Source organism: Streptomyces sp. NPDC005784 (assembly GCF_042871525.1).
In the GTDB taxonomy this organism is placed as follows: domain Bacteria; phylum Actinomycetota; class Actinomycetes; order Streptomycetales; family Streptomycetaceae; genus Streptomyces.
On record NZ_JBIAIQ010000021.1, the window covers coordinates 90,714 to 106,380 of the forward strand.

The 15,667-nt window shown below is 69.6% G+C and carries 12 protein-coding genes, 1 other RNA gene and 1 pseudogene; 6 read left to right on the forward strand and 8 right to left on the reverse strand.

The annotated features are described in order from the left end of the window. Positions 1-65 precede the first annotated feature (65 nt). From ACFYR3_RS28605 to ACFYR3_RS28615, 3 genes are all read left to right on the forward strand, one after another. Positions 66-1,031 (forward strand): hypothetical protein, encoded by a 966-nt coding sequence (locus tag ACFYR3_RS28605; protein ID WP_389285075.1) that lies wholly within the window; start codon positions 66-68, stop codon positions 1,029-1,031. Further along, positions 1,031-1,912, forward strand: coding sequence for an aminoglycoside phosphotransferase family protein (locus ACFYR3_RS28610; protein WP_389285076.1), 882 nt, complete (start codon positions 1,031-1,033; stop codon positions 1,910-1,912). Before ACFYR3_RS28605 ends, ACFYR3_RS28610 begins: the two co-directional genes overlap by 1 nt. A gap of 1,203 nt (positions 1,913-3,115) precedes the next feature. Further along, complete coding sequence (locus tag ACFYR3_RS28615) at positions 3,116-4,462, forward strand: tyrosine-type recombinase/integrase (RefSeq protein WP_389285052.1); 1,347 nt, start codon at positions 3,116-3,118, stop codon at positions 4,460-4,462. A 173-nt stretch (positions 4,463-4,635) separates the two neighbouring features. Here the strand turns inward: ACFYR3_RS28615 and rnpB are convergent. The 4 genes and pseudogenes from rnpB to ACFYR3_RS28635 all read right to left on the reverse strand — a co-directional run bounded on the left by rnpB (position 4,636) and on the right by ACFYR3_RS28635 (position 8,597). Then, positions 4,636-5,050: RNase P RNA component class A (gene rnpB, locus ACFYR3_RS28620), an RNA gene on the reverse strand. 118 nt (positions 5,051-5,168) lie between these two features. After that, positions 5,169-5,948: pseudogene (locus tag ACFYR3_RS28625) on the reverse strand (DMT family transporter); the annotation flags it as partial. Between the two features lie 78 nt (positions 5,949-6,026). Next, the gene (locus tag ACFYR3_RS28630) at positions 6,027-6,869 is read right to left on the reverse strand and encodes an AraC family transcriptional regulator (RefSeq protein ID WP_355848584.1); all 843 of its coding nucleotides are present in this window, start codon (positions 6,867-6,869) and stop codon (positions 6,027-6,029) included. Between the two features lie 294 nt (positions 6,870-7,163). Further along, complete coding sequence (locus ACFYR3_RS28635; protein ID WP_355848581.1) at positions 7,164-8,597, reverse strand: RNB domain-containing ribonuclease; 1,434 nt, start codon at positions 8,595-8,597, stop codon at positions 7,164-7,166. Positions 8,598-8,724: 127 nt separating this feature from the next. Between ACFYR3_RS28635 and yaaA the strand changes: the two genes are divergently transcribed. Together yaaA and eda are read left to right on the forward strand one after the other, a co-directional pair. Continuing rightward, positions 8,725-9,525, forward strand: coding sequence for a peroxide stress protein YaaA (gene yaaA, locus ACFYR3_RS28640; protein WP_355848579.1), 801 nt, complete (start codon positions 8,725-8,727; stop codon positions 9,523-9,525). Positions 9,526-9,594: 69 nt separating this feature from the next. Further along, positions 9,595-10,239, forward strand: a complete 645-nt coding sequence (gene eda, locus ACFYR3_RS28645) for a bifunctional 4-hydroxy-2-oxoglutarate aldolase/2-dehydro-3-deoxy-phosphogluconate aldolase (protein ID WP_355848576.1) — start codon at positions 9,595-9,597, stop codon at positions 10,237-10,239. Between the two features lie 70 nt (positions 10,240-10,309). Here the strand turns inward: eda and ACFYR3_RS28650 are convergent, their stop codons facing one another. Then, the gene (locus ACFYR3_RS28650; protein ID WP_355848573.1) at positions 10,310-11,326 is read right to left on the reverse strand and encodes an NAD(P)-dependent alcohol dehydrogenase; all 1,017 of its coding nucleotides are present in this window, start codon (positions 11,324-11,326) and stop codon (positions 10,310-10,312) included. Positions 11,327-11,456: 130 nt separating this feature from the next. On the opposite strand from ACFYR3_RS28650, the gene ACFYR3_RS28655 reads away from it, so the two are divergent. Next, positions 11,457-12,257 carry a helix-turn-helix transcriptional regulator gene (locus ACFYR3_RS28655; protein ID WP_355848570.1) on the forward strand — a complete coding sequence of 267 codons (801 nt, stop codon included), beginning with the start codon at positions 11,457-11,459 and terminating at the stop codon, positions 12,255-12,257. A gap of 12 nt (positions 12,258-12,269) precedes the next feature. On the opposite strand, the gene ACFYR3_RS28660 is transcribed toward ACFYR3_RS28655, so the two are convergent. The 3 genes from ACFYR3_RS28660 to ACFYR3_RS28670 are packed head-to-tail and all read right to left on the reverse strand — an operon-like array spanning position 12,270 to position 15,403. Next, a complete protein-coding gene (locus ACFYR3_RS28660) occupies positions 12,270-13,799 on the reverse strand; it encodes a bifunctional RNase H/acid phosphatase (protein ID WP_389285053.1) in 1,530 nt (509 codons plus the stop codon). A 12-nt stretch (positions 13,800-13,811) separates the two neighbouring features. Continuing rightward, the gene (locus tag ACFYR3_RS28665) at positions 13,812-14,555 is read right to left on the reverse strand and encodes a C4-type zinc ribbon domain-containing protein (protein WP_328558295.1); all 744 of its coding nucleotides are present in this window, start codon (positions 14,553-14,555) and stop codon (positions 13,812-13,814) included. Then, the gene (locus ACFYR3_RS28670) at positions 14,552-15,403 is read right to left on the reverse strand and encodes a Nif3-like dinuclear metal center hexameric protein (RefSeq protein ID WP_355848561.1); all 852 of its coding nucleotides are present in this window, start codon (positions 15,401-15,403) and stop codon (positions 14,552-14,554) included. Before ACFYR3_RS28670 ends, ACFYR3_RS28665 begins: the two co-directional genes overlap by 4 nt. Positions 15,404-15,667: the final 264 nt, after the last annotated feature.

The following is a 15,667-nucleotide window of genomic DNA, read 5'->3' on the forward strand; positions in this document are numbered from 1 at the left end:
GGACACCTGCTGAAGTCGATGGGAGTGACGTGGAACGTCGGTCGTTCCTCGCTGGTGGCGCCGCCATGCTGAGCCCGATGGGAACGGGAGCGCTTGGCAGTGCCGCACTACCAAAGGTCATCCGTAAAGACGACATTGAGCAGGCGTGGACGGCGTCGATCCTTCTCGCTCAGTGGGACAATCAGTATGGAGGCGCAGGTCTGGTCCGCAGCGCGTCGATCGGCCTGTACCGCTGGGCTACGTCTCTGCTTGACGTACGGTGCCCCGGCCGCCTGGAACCCGAGCTGTTTACTGCGGTCGGCCGTCTCGCCATCGTCATGGGAGCGAGCGCCTTTGATGCGTACGAGCATGATGACGCGCGGTTCTACTTGAGCGTGGGCGCCAAGTGCGCTGAGCGGGCTGGAAATTGGCATCTCCGGGCGTCGGCAATGAACTGGCTGGCCCGTCAGGCGATCTGGGTCGGAGAACCAGACCACGGATTGACTCACGCGGAGAACGGCCTTGTTCGCTCCGATCGTCTGACTCCGAAGGAGCAGGCGATGTTGCATAACGCTCGCGCCCGTGCCCACGCCAAAATGCGGGACATCGACGAAGCAGTTCGAGCGATTGGCCGTTCGGACGAGATCTTCTCTCACGCCACGGAGGGCGAAGATGCCCCGTGGATGAGCTACTACGACCGCGCACAGCATCACGGCGACACAGGCCACGCGCTCTTCGACCTAACGCTGCTCGCCGGCCACTCTCCAACTGCGGCAGCCGGGCGTCTGGAGATCGCGATCAAGGAGCACGGAGACGGATACGTGCGGTCCCGTGCGCTCTCCGGGACGAAGCTCGCTTCGCTCCGAATGGCCACCGGCGATCCCCAGGAAGCTGTGACGGTTGGCCACCGCGCCCTCGACGAGGTTGGACGCCTTCACTCTCAACGCGCCGTTGATGACGTACAAGAGTTGCGACGCATCGCGGCTTCACGCAGCCGTAACGCCGGAGTCGCTGATCTGCGCGAACGCATCCGCACTACTGTTCAGGCATGATGTCTCCCCGCATCCAAGAGTCGTTCGATGTTCTGGAGAAGATCGTGCAGGCGGTCGGTCTCAGTCCGAACGGTGCGGAGCCCATCCGCCTGGCCGAGAACGACCTATGGCGTCTTCCGGGGCAAGTCGTCGTGCGCATCGCCCGCAGGGGACAATCCGCCGCTGCGGCCCGTGAAGTACAGGTCACGCGGTGGCTTGCACAGAACAGCGTTCCAGCGGTACGGCCACTGGACATGGACCAGCCCGTAACCGTCGACGGGCGCACGGCGACATTCTGGGAAGAACTACCACCACACCGTGCAGGAGACGAGTCGGACCTTGCCCCACTCCTACGCCGTCTGCATGAGCTGCCATCCCCACCCTTCACTCTCGGAGAGATAGCCCCCTTCGTGCGGATCGCGGACCGCATCAAGGCCGCCCAATCTGTCAGTCGAGAAGATCAAGCGTGGCTCCTTCGACGACTAGAGAATCTCCAGGCAGCATGGACGGACCTGCCTCAAGGCCTACGGCCGTGCGTAGTTCATGGAGACGCTTGGGGCGGCAACACGGCGGTTACCTCCAGCGGTGTCTTTCTGTTGGACTTTGAGCGCACTGCGGTGGGGCCCCCAGAGTGGGATCTGACATCGACCGCCGTTGCCGCGGAGACCTTTGGAAAAATCTCTCAATCCGCGTACGCGAAATTCTGCGAAGCCTACGGAAATGACGTCATGAGCTGGTCTGGCTATCCCACGCTTCGCAATATTCGAGAACTTCGACTTACGTCGTTCGCATTGCAGACAGCAGATGACAACCCCGCAATGCTGGAACAAGCAAAGTATCGAGTCGCATGCATGCGTGGGCTTTCAGGTCCGCGGCCATGGCATTGGAAGGCCGTGGCCTAGACACAACTCTTGATGCGGCATCGCTATCTGCATGCTGTCGCGTAGTCCGCATTGCTGGCAACCTCTCCCCATAGTGGCTCTATGCTGCCAACGGCTGATGCCGCCCGGTCAGCTCCATTTATCACGCCACTACACCGGGAGACTCATGACACCGGCCTCCTTTAGCGAATCGACTCACTGCTTCGCCAGGGCGTACGGCAACCTCTTGGCCATGACCCTTTCCCCTGAGTGCGATAACCGGGAAAGAGCTCTCTCATTCCTCGGCCTCGACGACGCAGTAGCACGCAATCACGAAGGAGCCGTGCGCAAACTGTGTGTCGCACACGCCGCACGCCAGGCCGCCGGGCAACTCGCCGGCCAGCCGCTGCCATAGAATTCTTGAGCAGCGCCGCCGAGAAGCAGGGGGACACCGAACTTGCCGCGCAGCGCTGCAAAGAGTCCTTCTTCATCTACTTGGGCGTTGGCTCTGCAAGAGGCCCCGCCGTCAGGGACCGACTCGCGTTTCTGACCTCGCATCAGTAGGTCAGCAGCCCCTTCATGCCCGCCGGGAGCGGCACACGAAGCCCGCACCTCACACCTTTCTCTACAGGTGTTTACGACATACTGGCCTATAAACTGCCATAGCGCCCATCTGACGCCTGTCACTTCCGGAGAGGTTGAGCTACCGTCGCTTCCGTTCATAAACACCTGTAGATGGATGGCTCTGGCGCGCTCGCGTGGAAGCTCGGCGCCCAGCCCAACCCGCCACGGGTGTAGAGACGCGGGCTACAGGAGGCTGGATCTTGCCGGATGCCAGGTTCAGGAGCAGGAGGGTTTCGGCTTCGAGTTCACCCGAAATTTCAGACTCGGGCGCCTCGATAAGCAAATCAAATAGGACATCCGAAACCACTCCATCAGATTCCGTCGATCGCTATATGATGCCCCGAGAGGTGGAACGCCGACTTGGTATTTCACCCTCAACGCGGCGCCGTTGGACCAATCGCGGTCTTCTGCGCGCCTATCCTCTTGGCCCGTACTACCGACCCGGTCCAGGAGATAACCGGGAAGGAAACAGGAATGGCAGCCGGGTGCGCTACAGCGAGAAGCAGGTCAACGACCTGTTCGAGCGCATCAAGAGGGGCGAGCTCGCTCACTCGCCCAAACCGCTGGACTCCTAGGTGCTACAGGCCGAGAAAGGTTGAAGTTCTTCCGCGGAAGGGGCACATGGCCGAGTTCGATGCGCCGTTTGATCGGTGGCACAAGAGATACCCAAAAGAGGGCGAAGTTCCCTGCAAGTGCGGCACTAGGAGGAAGCCGCTTTACCCGTCTTCCGACCATGGCCGGGGCCAGCAGTGGCAGGCCCGCTACACGGACCCCAACGGGAAGCCGCGGCGTCCCGCATTCGACAGTTGGCAGGAGGCCCGCGACCACTTGGACGAGGTCCGGGTGGACATGCGCAACGGCACCTGGGTCGATCCCGACATCGGGAACGAGAAGGTCGCGGTGTTCGCGGACCAACTGATCGTAGGACGGAAGAAGAGGAATAAGAACGAGAACACAACGGGCACCTACGAGAGTCACCTGCGTACGCACATCGTCCCGTTCATGGGCAACCGGATAGCTAAGACACTCAAGCGACGGGACACGACGGGCCTTGTGGATCATCTGATCGACAAGCCGGGAATCGAGTCGGCCTACTACGTCGTACAGATCTTCAAGACGTGGCGCATCTTGGTCAACTACATGGTTGATGCGGATGTCCCACTCCCGGCAAACATCGTGTCCCGGATCGACCTGCCCGAGGTCGAGGACCGCGTCGAGGTCGCTCTCTCCCCCGAGCAGGTAGCGGATCTAGCGCGCGCCATGCGGGAAGTCCAGCCGCGGTACGAGGTCCTGGTGTGGATCGCAGCGTGCGCGGGCCTGCGTGAGGGCGAAGCCTTCGGCCTCACAGAAGGCCGCGTGGGCTGGGACCAGGATCTCCTCTACGTCGAGGAGCAGCGGCAAAAGGGCAAGAAGGTGAAGCTGAAGACCAAGGCGAGCTATGCCACGCTGCCGGTCGACCACTTCCTCATGCAGCGCCTCGCCTACCATCTGACGCACTTCAGAGGGCCGGCGCCGGTGTCCAAGGCCGCAGAGCAAAAGCGCCGCCAGCGGGACTACGTGCCGCCGCCGGACGAGGGACTGATCGTCACGACCGTACAGGGCCGCTCGCTGACCCGGAGCCACTTCAACGACGTGTGGCGGACGGCGGTGGAATTGGCCGGGCTTCCAAAAGGCACCCGGTTTCACGACCTCAAACACTTCTACACATCCCGGCTGGGCGCGGACAAGGTCGACAGGCATGATCCGAAGACCGTGCAGGCGCTCTCCCGGCACGCCGAGTTCTCCGAGACGTGGGACACCTACGCGCACCCGCCGGTGGCCGTGCAGGGCGTGAAGGTGAGGACGTTCAGCCGTCTCTTCGGCCCGGATCAGCCCGGTCCGGAGGGGCAGCCGACACCGAGCAGGCGGCGTAGCAGTGCTGGCAGACCTGACCCTCGCGGCCGGGTGAACCCGGGCTTGGGGACTTGACCCCAGCGGCCCCTGATGTGCAAGACTCATTGACGCAACGAGGCTAACCATCGTGGCGCGAAGGGTGAGTTGGACCCGTGGAACGGCCAACCCACCTGATTCGACCCCGATTCGACCCCGGAGGCATAGGGAAGAGGGCATACCCCCTCCGACCAGGGCCGGAGGGGTGCGACAGGACGAGCCGGGCTGTACGCCGGGTTCTGTCGCCCGGTCGCCTCGCGGCGGCCGGGGAGACGGCCATCCATCTAGGGCCGGCGTTGCCGCCGGCCTCGTGCGGTCTACCCGCGGACTCGGGCGGGCAGCCCTCGAACGTCCGCGCAGAGCCGCCTTCTCTTCCGGGAAAGCGGCCCCTCTTGACCTTGCTCCGGGTGGGGTTTACCTAGCCGCCTGAGTCGCCTCAGGCGCTGGTGGTCTCTTACACCACCGTTTCACCCTTACCGGGAACCGGAGTTCTCGGCGGTTTACTTTCTGTGGCACTGTCCCGCGGGTCACCCCGGGTGGCCGTTAGCCACCACCCTGCCCTGTGGAGCCCGGACGTTCCTCGGGAAGCCCCCTAAGGGGACTCCACGCGGCCGTCCGCCCGGCTCGTCTGCCGTGTCGACCATGGTACCGGGCGGGCCGGGCGCCGCGGACCGGCGGTCGCCGTGGCCAGGACCGAGCCCGCCAGGATGAGGGCGAAGGCGGCGAGGATTCCGGGGGTCAGGCGTTCGTTCAGGAAGAAGGCGCCCGCCGCGACCGCGACCGCCGGGTTGACGTATGTGATCACCGTCGCCCGGGCCGGGCCCGCCTCCTTGATCAGTTCCAGGAAGGCCACGAAGGCGACGGCCGTGCAGATGACGCCCAGGCCCGCGAGGGCGGCCAGGACCTGTCCGGAAGGCATCGCGTCCGGCCGGGTGACGGCCGCCGCCGGGGCGTAGACCAGCGCCGCCAGGGCCAGGCAGGGGGCGGTGAGGTGGAGCGACGGCACGTCCTTGAGGTGGCGGGCGACGATGACCGGCGCGGTGGCGTAGCCGACGACCGTCAGCAGCACCTCGACGAGCGAGCGGGCGTCGCCGCCGGTCAGGTGCGGTGCCGTGAGGACCGCGACGCCGGTCAGGCCGAGCGCGAGGCCCACGATCCGCCGCGTGCCGAGCCGTTCCGTGTCGCCGAAGAAGCGGGCCGCGGCCACGCCGATGATCGGCACCCCGGCGATCAGCAGGCCCGCGGTGGAGCTGGAGAGATGGCGTTCGGCGTCCGTCAGGGTCCACCAGGGGACCATGATCTCGATGATCGCGAAGGCCAGCATCGGGCGCCAGTGGGCCCGTACGGTCCTGGTCAGGCCGCCCTGACGGATCGCGAAGGGGAGCAGCAGCAGCGCGCCGACCGCACATCGCGTGAACACCACCACCGACGGGGACACCTCGTCCACCGCCACTTTGATCATCAGATAGGGGATGCCCCAGATCACTCCCATCAGGGAGAACAGAAACCAGCCGCGTGCAGTCATGGCGGCAGTCTCGGTCACCGTCGGGTGGCGCGTCTTGAACGCTGTTGCGCGCCGACGGCGGCGACGTGACCGTCTGCCTCACGGCGACGGGAACACGCTCGCGCGGTACGCCGCCGGTGTCACCCCCAGCACGCGGCGGAACCAGCGTGTCAGATGCGCCTGGTCCGCGAAGCCCACAAGCCCGGCGACCTCGGCGGGACGCAGTCCGGACTCCAGGAGCCGGCGGGCCCGGTTCACCCGGTGCTGGGCCAGCCAGGCGTACGGCGGTATCCCCATCGTCGTACGGAAGGCGCGCAGGAGCTGGTAGCGGGACAGGCCCAGGTCCGTGGCGAGGGAGGCGAGGGAGGGCGGGTCCAGGAGTTCGTCGGCGAGGCGGTCCCGCACGGCGTCGGCTATGTACGCGGCGCCCGGTATCTCGTCGCGGTCCGGGCGGGCCGTGGAGTGGCGCCGGGCCAGCGCGGCGAGCAGCCACGGGAAGCGGGACTCCGCCTCCAACGGGTCTGGGCAGGCGCTCAGTTCGGTGTGCGCGGTACGCAATGCGGCGGCGAGTTCGGGGTCGTCGAGCAGGGGTTCACGGAAGTGCGGGAGGCCGCCGACGGCACCCTCGGAGAGCAGGGACGGCTCCGCGTACAGGGCCAGGTAGGCGTAGCCGTCGCAGGCGGCGGGACCGCCGGTGTGCATCTCGCCGGGGGCCAGCACGACGATGGACCCCGGGCCGGTCCGGATGTGGCCGCCGCGGTAGTCGATGATCTCCGAGCCGCCGACGCAGACGCCGATGGTGAACTCGTCGTGGGCGTGCGGGGCGTAGCGGTGCCGGTCGAAGCGGGCGGTCAGCAGATCCAGGGGCCGGCCGTCCCGCCCGAGAGTGGCCCGGGTCCAACGGGCCTCCTCTTTCGCGGACAGCTTCGTGGATCCCTGCACGGCCTGGTTCGCGGATACCTGGTTCGCGGATACCTGGTTCGCGGATACCTGGTTCGCGGATACCTGGTTCGCGGATTCGTTCGTGGATCTCTTCGCGGACGTGGTCGCTCCACGCGATACGGACACCGTCCGCCCTTGCCGTTCGGGACCGGTCACCTCTCCCCGTACGGTCCCGGTCGTGTCTCCCCGTCCGGCCATGGCCGCCTCTCCCCGTTGCCGCAGTGTTCACCGCGTGCGCTCTACGAGCGTCAACACGCGCGTCCCCCGTTTCCATGCCGGCGTTCGCCACGGGGATCAAGCGGGTGCGAACTGCACCTTCGCCGTCCCGGGGTCCGCCTGGGTGAGCCGGACCCGCAGGCGTTCGCCCAGGGGCAGCTCCGTCGTGCCGCCCGCGATCCGGGCGAAGACCGCCGGCGACTCCAACTGCACGGTGCCGACAGTCGGTTCGTGCTCCTGTACGTCCACCACCCAGGCCTCGAAGAGGTCGCCGACCCGGTCCTTGAGCAGCGCGGCCTCGACGATGTCGACGCACTCGCGCTCGACGGTGCCCGCGCGCCGACTGCCCTCCGCCATCTCCTTGGGCAGGGCGTCGAGGGCCGCCAGGACCCATTCGGGAGACGGCCGGCCGGCGACGGCCGCGAGGCAGATCTCCGAGGAGTAACGGTCGACGAGCCGGCGCAGCGGGGCCGTGCAGTGGGCGTAGGGCGCGGCGACGGCGGCGTGCGCGGTGACCTCGGGGAGCGCCCCGTCCCGGAAGACGGTGTACCCGGCGCCGCGCAGCAGCGTCGTGCACTCCTGGAGGAAGGCCGCGTGGTGCGGCCGGTGCGGGTCGAGGGAGCGGATGAGCTGCGCGTAGGAGACGTGGTGCGGCCAGTCGATGCGCAGGGCCCGCGCGGTGCGGCGCAGCCGTCCGACCGCCCCGTCGGGCGCGGCGGGCAGCGTCCGCAGCACTCCCGTGCCGTGCGCGAGCATCAGATCGGCCGCCGCCATCCCGGTGAGCAGGGAGATCTGCGCGTTCCAGCCGTCGGCGGGCAGCGGGGCCCGGTAGTCGAGCTCGTACGTCCCGTCCTTCTCGACGATCTCCTGCTCGGGCACGTTGAGCGAGATGCCGCCGCGCTCGACCTCCAGCGCCTCGCGCAGGGTGCCGATGTCCTTGAGCAGGGCGAGCGGTTCCTCCGCCGTCCCCGCGTCGATCTGCCGCTGCACCCCCGCGTAGTCCAGCTTGGCGCGGCTGCGGACCAGGGCGCGGCGGACGCCGGTCGTCTCCGTACGGCCGTCCGGGTCGAGGTCGATCGTCCACAGGACGGCCGGGCAGGTCTGGTCCGGGAGGAGGCTCGCGGCGCCCTCCGAGAGCTGGGGCGGGTGGACGGGGACCTTGCCGTCCGGGAAGTAGAGGGTCGCCACGCGCCGGTGCGCCTCGGCGTCCAGGGCTCCGCCGGGGGCCACGAAGGCGGCGACGTCGGCGATGGCGTACTGGACGCGGTAGCCGCCCTTCTCGCGGCGTGACAGGTGCATCGCCTGGTCGAGGTCGTTGGACGTCGGCGGGTCGATGGTGAAGAGGGGGATGTCCGTCGCGTCGTCCGAGGGCAGGCGGGGTGGCCGCCCGGCCTCCGCGAGGACCTCGGCCGGGAAGCTCCCGGGCACGCCGAGCTCGGTCCGCAACGCGCCGAGGGCGGCTCGCAGCGGGGCCTCCGGGGCACCGGTGACGCGGACGTGACGGCGAGGCATGGGTCGAGCGTAGGCCGGGGTCGACCGTTGAGCACGCCGAGCCGAGCGGCGGAACCGGGCGGCTAAGGCGGCTCGGTCGTACCCCGTAGGCTGGCGCGGGCCATATCCACCGTGAGGAGAACCAACCGTGCTCGTGCTGCTGCCGCCCTCCGAAGGCAAGGCGCCCTCCGGCCGGGGAACCGCGCTCAAGCCGGAGTCGCTGTCCCTGCCGGGTCTCACGGAGGCGCGTCAGGCGGTCCTCGACGAGCTGGTCGAGCTGTGCGTGGCCGACGAGGAGAAGGCCCGCGAGGTCCTCGGACTGAGCGAGGGCCTGCGCGGCGAGATCGCGAAGAACACGGAACTGCGGACCGCGGGTGCGCGCCCGGCCGGGGAGATCTACACGGGGGTCCTGTACGACGCCCTGGATCTGGCCTCGCTGGACACCCCCGCCAAGCGGCGCGCGGGCCGTTCGCTGCTTGTCTTCTCCGGGCTGTGGGGCGCGGTGCGGGTGACCGACCGGATCCCCTCGTACCGCTGCTCGATGGGCGTGAAGCTGCCGGGTCTCGGAGCGCTGGGCGCGCACTGGCGTACGCCGATGGCCGCCGCGCTCCCCGAGGCCGCGGGCGACGGGCTCGTGCTGGACCTGCGGTCCTCGGCGTACACGGCTGCGTGGCGGCCCAGGGGCGAGGTCGCGGGACGGACGGCGACCGTGCGGGTGCTGCACGCGCAGCTGGTGAACGGGGTCGAGAAGCGTTCCGTCGTCAGCCACTTCAACAAGGCGACCAAGGGCAAGATCGTCCGTAGCCTGCTGACCGCGAGCGCTGCGCCGAGGAACCCGGCGGAGCTGGTGGAGGCGCTGCGGGACCTCGGATACACGGTGGAGGCGGAAGCCCCCGGCACGGCGGGCAGGCCGTGGGCGCTCGACGTCGTGGTGAAGGAGATCCACTGAACCACCCGTGACGTTGCAACATGCGCAACGACCTTTGCGCATGTTGTACACCCCGGGCAGGATGTGGGCATGACTTCGTCATCGCCCCCGTCTCCGCATGCCTCCGTCCTGGATCTCGCGCCCGTTGTCCCCGTCGTCGTGGTCGCGGACGCCGCCGACGCCGTGCCGCTGGCGCGGGCGCTGGTCGCCGGCGGGCTGCCCGCGATCGAGGTGACGCTGCGTACCCCGGCAGCGCTCGACGCGATCCGGGCCATCGCGGCCGAGGTGCCCGACGCGGTGGTGGGCGCGGGCACGGTCCTGACGCCGGAGCACGTGGCCGAGTCGGTGGCGGCGGGCGCCCGCTTCCTGGTCAGCCCCGGCTGGACGGACGTACTGCTCGCCGCGATGAAGGCGTCCGGGGTGCCGTTCCTGCCGGGAGTGTCCACCACCTCGGAGGTGGTGGCGCTGCTGGAGCGGGGAGTGCGCGAGATGAAGTTCTTCCCGGCGCAGTCGGCGGGCGGCACGGCGTATCTGAAGTCACTGGCGGGGCCGCTCCCGCAGGCGCGGTTCTGCCCGACGGGGGGCATCGGCCCCGAATGCGCGCCGGACTACCTCGCACTCCCCAACGTGGGCTGCGTGGGCGGAAGTTGGATGCTTCCGGCCGACGCGATCGCCGCACGGGACTGGCGCCGGGTGGAGAACCTGGCACGGGAGGCGTCGGCGCTGCGCCGGTAGCCGAAGCGCACTCTCACTCCGCCCGCCCGCCCGCCCTCGCTCCGCCCGCCCTCGCTCCGCCCACCTTCGCTCAGTTCACGCGGATGACCACCTTGCCGAAGGCCACGCCGCTCTCGTAGTGGCGGAACGCCTCCCGCACCTCCTCGAAACCGAGGACGCGGTCCACGACCGGGCGCGTCCCGTGCAGCTCCAGCGCCCTGTTCATGGACTCGAAGTGCGCTCGGCTGCCCACGAAGACCCGGCGGATCGTGGCCAGACTCGCCGCGTATGCCGCGCTGGAGATCTCGATGACGTGCCTGCGCGGGTAGCCGGTGGTCAGCAGCACGATCTGGCCGTAGAGCGCGGCTGCGCGCATCGACTGCTCGATGGTGTCGGGTCCGTTGGTCTCGACGACGAGGTCGGCGCCGCGACCGCCGGTCAACTCCCTGACGGCGAGCCCCCATTCGGGGTTCTCGGCGTAGTTGACGACGTGGTCCGCGCCGAGGGCCTTGAGGCGGTCCGCCCTGGCCTCGCCGGAGGTCGTCGCGATGACCTCGGCGCCCAGCATCTTGGCGAACTGCACGACGAAGAGGGACAGCGCGCCGGCGCCGAGGGTGAGTACGGTCTGGCCGGGGGTGAGCGGCTCGCCGCCCGTCAGGGACTGCCAGGCGGTCACCCCGACGCAGGGCAGGCAGGCCGCCTCCTCCCAGGTCAGATGGTCCGGAACGCGCACCGCGGCCTCCTGGTCCAGGCAGGCGTACTCGGTCAGCATGCCGTCGAGGGTGGCGCCGGGCTGGTCGAACCGGTCGGGGGTGATCCGGCCGTCCAGCCAGTTCGGGAAGTACGTGCTCGCCACCCGGTCGCCCACCGCGAACCGGGTCACCTCGGCCCCCGCCGCGACGACCTCCCCCGCCCCGTCGCTCAGCGGGATCACGTCCGGCACGGCCTTCAGCGGATAGGTCCCCTTCAGAATCAGCAGGTCACGCTTGTTCAGGGAGACGGCACGGACCCGGACGAGGATCTGGCGGGGCCCCGGTTCGGGCCGGGCCGACTCGCGCGGCACGATCCCGTCGACGGTGCCGGGCGTTTCGAGGTGATAGGCGCGCATGTCCGCTCCCTGAGTGGGCTGCCGAGTGGATGCGTCCATGCTGTTCGGAACGGGTGCCCCGCTCAATTCCCGGCAAGGTATGACGAGTACTCCCGTGCCGGTGCCGTACCCGTGACGTACAACTGACCGCATGACGACCGGCATCTCCACCGAACCCCCTCCCTTCGCCCGGGAGCTGCTGCGCTGGCGGCACGCGCGCCGGGTGAGCCAGCTGGAGCTCGCCTCCCGCGCGGGCACGACGCAGCGGTACGTCAGTTTCATCGAGCGCGGGCGTTCGGTGCCCGGCAGAGAGATCGTGATCAGGCTCGCCGAGTCGCTGGGGCTGACCCTGCGGGAGCGCAACGCGCTGCTCCTGGCGGCCGGTTACGCGCCCGCGTTCACCGAGTCGGCGCTCGACGCGGCCGCGCTGAAGCCCGTACGGGAGGCGCTGGACAGCATCCTCGAAGGGCATCTGCCGTACCCGGCGGTGGTGGCGGGACCGCGCGGTGAACTCGTCGCGGCCAACGCGGCGTTCGACGTCCTTGCCGAGGGAGCCGCTCCCGAGCTGCTGGAGCCTCCGGTGAACGTACTGCGGCTGGCCCTGCATCCGCGCGGGATGGCGTCACGGGTGGTGAACCTGGACGCCTGGGGACAGCACATCGTGGAGAACCTGCGGGCCCGGTCCCTGCGCAGCCCCGATCCGCATCTCGACGCGCTGGTGGAGGAGTTGGCGGAGTACGTTCCGGCGAGCGAGCCCGGCGCGGACTATCTCGGGTTCGCCGTGCCGCTGCGACTGCGGTGCCCGGAGGGCGAGTTGAGACTGCTCACCACGCTCACGTCGTTCGCGACCGCGGTGGACGTCACGCTCGCCGAACTCCATCTGGAGGCGTTCCTCCCGGCGGACCGGGAGACCGCCGGGATCCTTCGCGACCGCGCCGACCGGCGGGTCTGACCGACGTCCCGCTCAGCGCAGATGCGAGGTGTCGTTGAACAGCCGGACGCTCGCGTTGCCGTCCGCGTAGTAGGCCACCGCCGAGAGGGACGCCGCCGACAGTTCCATCCGGAACAGGGACTCCGGCGGGGCGCCGAGGGCCAGTCGTACGAGGGTCTTGATCGGGGTGACATGTGTGACGAGCAGGACCGTGCGGCCCGCGTAGGAGGCGATCAGCTTGTCGCGGGTGGCCGCCATGCGGTGCGCGGTCGCGGCGAAGCTCTCGCCGCCGCCGGTCGGTTCGGCCTCCGGCGAGGCGAGCCAGGCGTTCAGGTCGTCCGGGTGGCGTTCGCGCACCTCGCCGAAGGTCAGTCCCTCCCAGGCGCCGAAGTCCGTCTCGCGCAGGCCGTCCTCGATGGCGACGTCGAGGCCGAGCCGGGCGGCGACGACTCCCGCGGTCTGCCGGGTCCGGGCCAGCGGGGAGGCCACGATGGCCTGAATGGTGCCGCGCGCCGCCAGCGCCGCGGCCACGCGCTCGGCCTGTTCCCTTCCCACGTCGGACAGCGACGGGTCGCTGCCGCCGCTGCCCGAGAACCGCTTCTGCGGGGTCAGCGGGGTCTCGCCGTGCCGCAGCAGGACGAAGGTGGCGGGGGCGCCCATGTCGGGGGCGGCGCTCCAGCCTGCGGCCGGCGTGGTGGTCGGGGTGGCGCCCACGTTTCTCGCGGCCCGCTGGTCGTCGCCCGCCTTCCCGGCTCGGCCGACGTGTCCTGGGCCTGCAACCGCCTTGCCTGCTTCGCCCCCGGGGGATGGGGTGCCACCCGTGGCCGCCGGCCGGCTGTCGCCCGTCGCAGACTGGTCGCGCAGTTCCCCGCGCCCCTCACGGGGCACGGCCCCCACCTCCGGGATCGCGGCTTCGCCGCCGGGGGATGGGGTGCCACCCGTGGCCGCCGGCCGGCTGTCGCCCGTCGCAGACTGGTCGCGCAGTTCCCCGCGCCCCTTGCGGGGCGCTTCGCCGCGGGTTTCTTTCAGGGCCGCTCGGGCCTTTGCCGCGCCCGCTGCAGCGTCGCCGGGCGGGCCCGTCGGCTCGGGGGCGGCGGACCGTGCCGCCCGCGCGTCCAGTTCCGCCGTCGACGCCGACGGCGACCACGCCTCGCCGCGCTTGCCGGCGTCCATCGCCTCGTTGGCCAGCCGGTCCGCGTGCTTGTTGCGCTCGCGCGGCATCCACTCGTAGGTGACCTGGGAGGGCGGCAGAACCCGGGCCGCCCGCGCCGCCAGCGGCTTCATGTCCGGGTGCTTGATCTTCCAGCGTCCGGACATCTGCTCGACGACGAGCTTGGAGTCCATCCGGACCCGGACCCGTGCGGTCGCGTCGAGGTCGCGGGCCGCCTCAAGACCGGCGACCAGGCCCCGGTACTCCGCGACGTTGTTGGTGGCGACGCCGATGTACTCGGCGCGCTCCGCAAGCGTCTCCCCGGTGGCCGCGTCGATGACCACGGAGCCGTAGCCCGCGGGCCCCGGGTTGCCCCGGGAACCGCCGTCCGCCTCGACGATGAACTCCCGCACGAGCCGAACTCCCTACAGGCCGGACTCGGACGTACGCACGAGGATGCGGTGGCAGTTCTCGCAGCGCAGCACGGTGTCGGGGGAGGCCGCCTTCACATCGTTGACCTCGGTGATGTTGAGCTCCAGGCGGCAGCCCTCGCAGCGGCGCTGGTAGAGCCGGGCCGCGCCGACGCCACCCTGCTGAAGGCGCAGCTTGTCGTAGAGCTTGAGGAGATCGGCGGGCACCGAGGCGGAGATGACCTCGCGCTCCTTGGTCAGCGTGGCCGCCTCGCCGTCGAACTCCTCGAAGGCGGCGTCACGGCGCCCGGTCGCGTCGTCGATCTTCGCCTGGACGGAGGCGTCGCGCTCGGTCAGCTCGGCGACCCGCTCCTGGGCGGACTCGCGGCGCTCCATGACCTCGAGGACGACGTCCTCCAGGTCGCCCTGGCGCTTGGCGAGGGAGACGATCTCGCGCTGGAGGTTCTCCAGGTCCTTGGGGGAGGTGACGGCACCCGAGTCGAGGCGCTGCTGGTCGCGGACGGCGCGCTGACGCACCTGGTCGACATCCTGCTCGGCCTTGGTCTGCTCGCGGGCGCAGTCGCTCTCCTCGGTCTGCGCGGCGACGAGCAGGTCGCGCAGCTGGGTGAGGTCCTTGTTCAGCGACTCGATCTCGGCGTGCTCGGGCAGCGACCTCCGCTTGTGCGCGAGCTGCTGCAGCCGGGCGTCGAGGGTCTGGACATCGAGAAGTCGGATCTGGTCGGCGGGCGCGGCGTTCAGTTGGGGGCTCCTGATGTGTCGGTGTGTGAGGCCGCGTGGGCGGTCCAGGGGTCGGTGACCGTCCGGGAGACGTGGACGCGCAGTCCCCATCCCTTCCGGTCGGAGATCTCGTCGAGCTGAGCGGCTGCCAGCTCGCACCAGGGCCACTCGGTGGCCCAGTGCGCCGCGTCGAGCAGCGCGAGAGGACTGTGGGCGCGGGCCTCGGACACCGGGTGGTGCCGCAGGTCCGCGGTGAGGAAGGCGTCCACGCCGGCGGCGCGCACGTCTTCGAAGAGGCTGTCCCCGGAGCCGCCGCTGACCGCCACGGTCCGCACCAGCGCCTCGGGGTCGCCCGCGACACGGATGCCCTGCGCGGTGGCGGGCAGCCGCTCGGCGACCCGCGCGGCGAGCTCGCGCACGGTCAGCGGGTGGTCCAGCTCACAGACGCGGCCGAGGCCGCGGCGGCCCTCGGGGTCGGTCGCGTCCGGGACGAGCGGTCGTACGACCCGCAGGTCCAGCGCCCCGGCCAGGGCGTCGCTGACTCCCGGATCGGCGCGGTCGGCGTTGGTGTGGGCGACGTGCAGCGCGATGTCGTTCTTGATCAGCGTGTGCACGACACGGCCCTTGAAGGTGCCGGCCGCCACGGTCGTCGTACCGCGCAGATAGAGCGGGTGGTGGGTGACGAGCAGGTCGGCGTCCAGTTTCACCGCCTCCTCGACGATGTCCTGGACGGGGTCGACGGCGAACAGAACGCGCGTGACGTCCTGGTCGGGGTCGCCGCAGACGGTGCCGACCGCGTCCCATCCCTCGGCCCGCTCCGGGGGCCAGAGGGCGTCGAGCGCGGCGATGACTTCAGACAGACGGGGCACGAGGAAAGGCTACCTGGCTAATGTCCCGGTCCGACCGGTCGCGGGCCACGGAGCCGACGCTCGGGCAACGACCGGAACGTGGTTCCCGCCCTTCCGGCCCCGCCTCCCCACCATCGTTCAGCACATCCGTCCCGTTCCCTCAGGCGAATCCCGACATGGCCACCCTTATGTGTGAAGCAGCAGCCCGTCGCACCCCCGCCTGTGCGTACGAAAACTACCTTCGTCGCCGGAGGTGACCGAACAATGACGGCCGGTGCGACAAAA

What these genes read in the sequence shown, in the direction of transcription:
- ACFYR3_RS28605 (WP_389285075.1), top strand. Translation starts at nt 66, where the DNA reads ATGCTGAGCCCGATGGGAACGGGAGCGCTTGGCAGTGCCGCACTACCA.
- ACFYR3_RS28610 (WP_389285076.1), top strand. Translation starts at nt 1,031, where the DNA reads ATGTCTCCCCGCATCCAAGAGTCGTTCGATGTTCTGGAGAAGATCGTG.
- ACFYR3_RS28615 (WP_389285052.1), top strand. Translation starts at nt 3,116, where the DNA reads ATGGCCGAGTTCGATGCGCCGTTTGATCGGTGGCACAAGAGATACCCA.
- ACFYR3_RS28635 (WP_355848581.1), bottom strand. Translation starts at nt 8,597, where the DNA reads ATGCCTCGCCGTCACGTCCGCGTCACCGGTGCCCCGGAGGCCCCGCTG.
- eda (WP_355848576.1), top strand. Translation starts at nt 9,595, where the DNA reads ATGACTTCGTCATCGCCCCCGTCTCCGCATGCCTCCGTCCTGGATCTC.
- ACFYR3_RS28650 (WP_355848573.1), bottom strand. Translation starts at nt 11,326, where the DNA reads ATGCGCGCCTATCACCTCGAAACGCCCGGCACCGTCGACGGGATCGTG.
- ACFYR3_RS28655 (WP_355848570.1), top strand. Translation starts at nt 11,457, where the DNA reads ATGACGACCGGCATCTCCACCGAACCCCCTCCCTTCGCCCGGGAGCTG.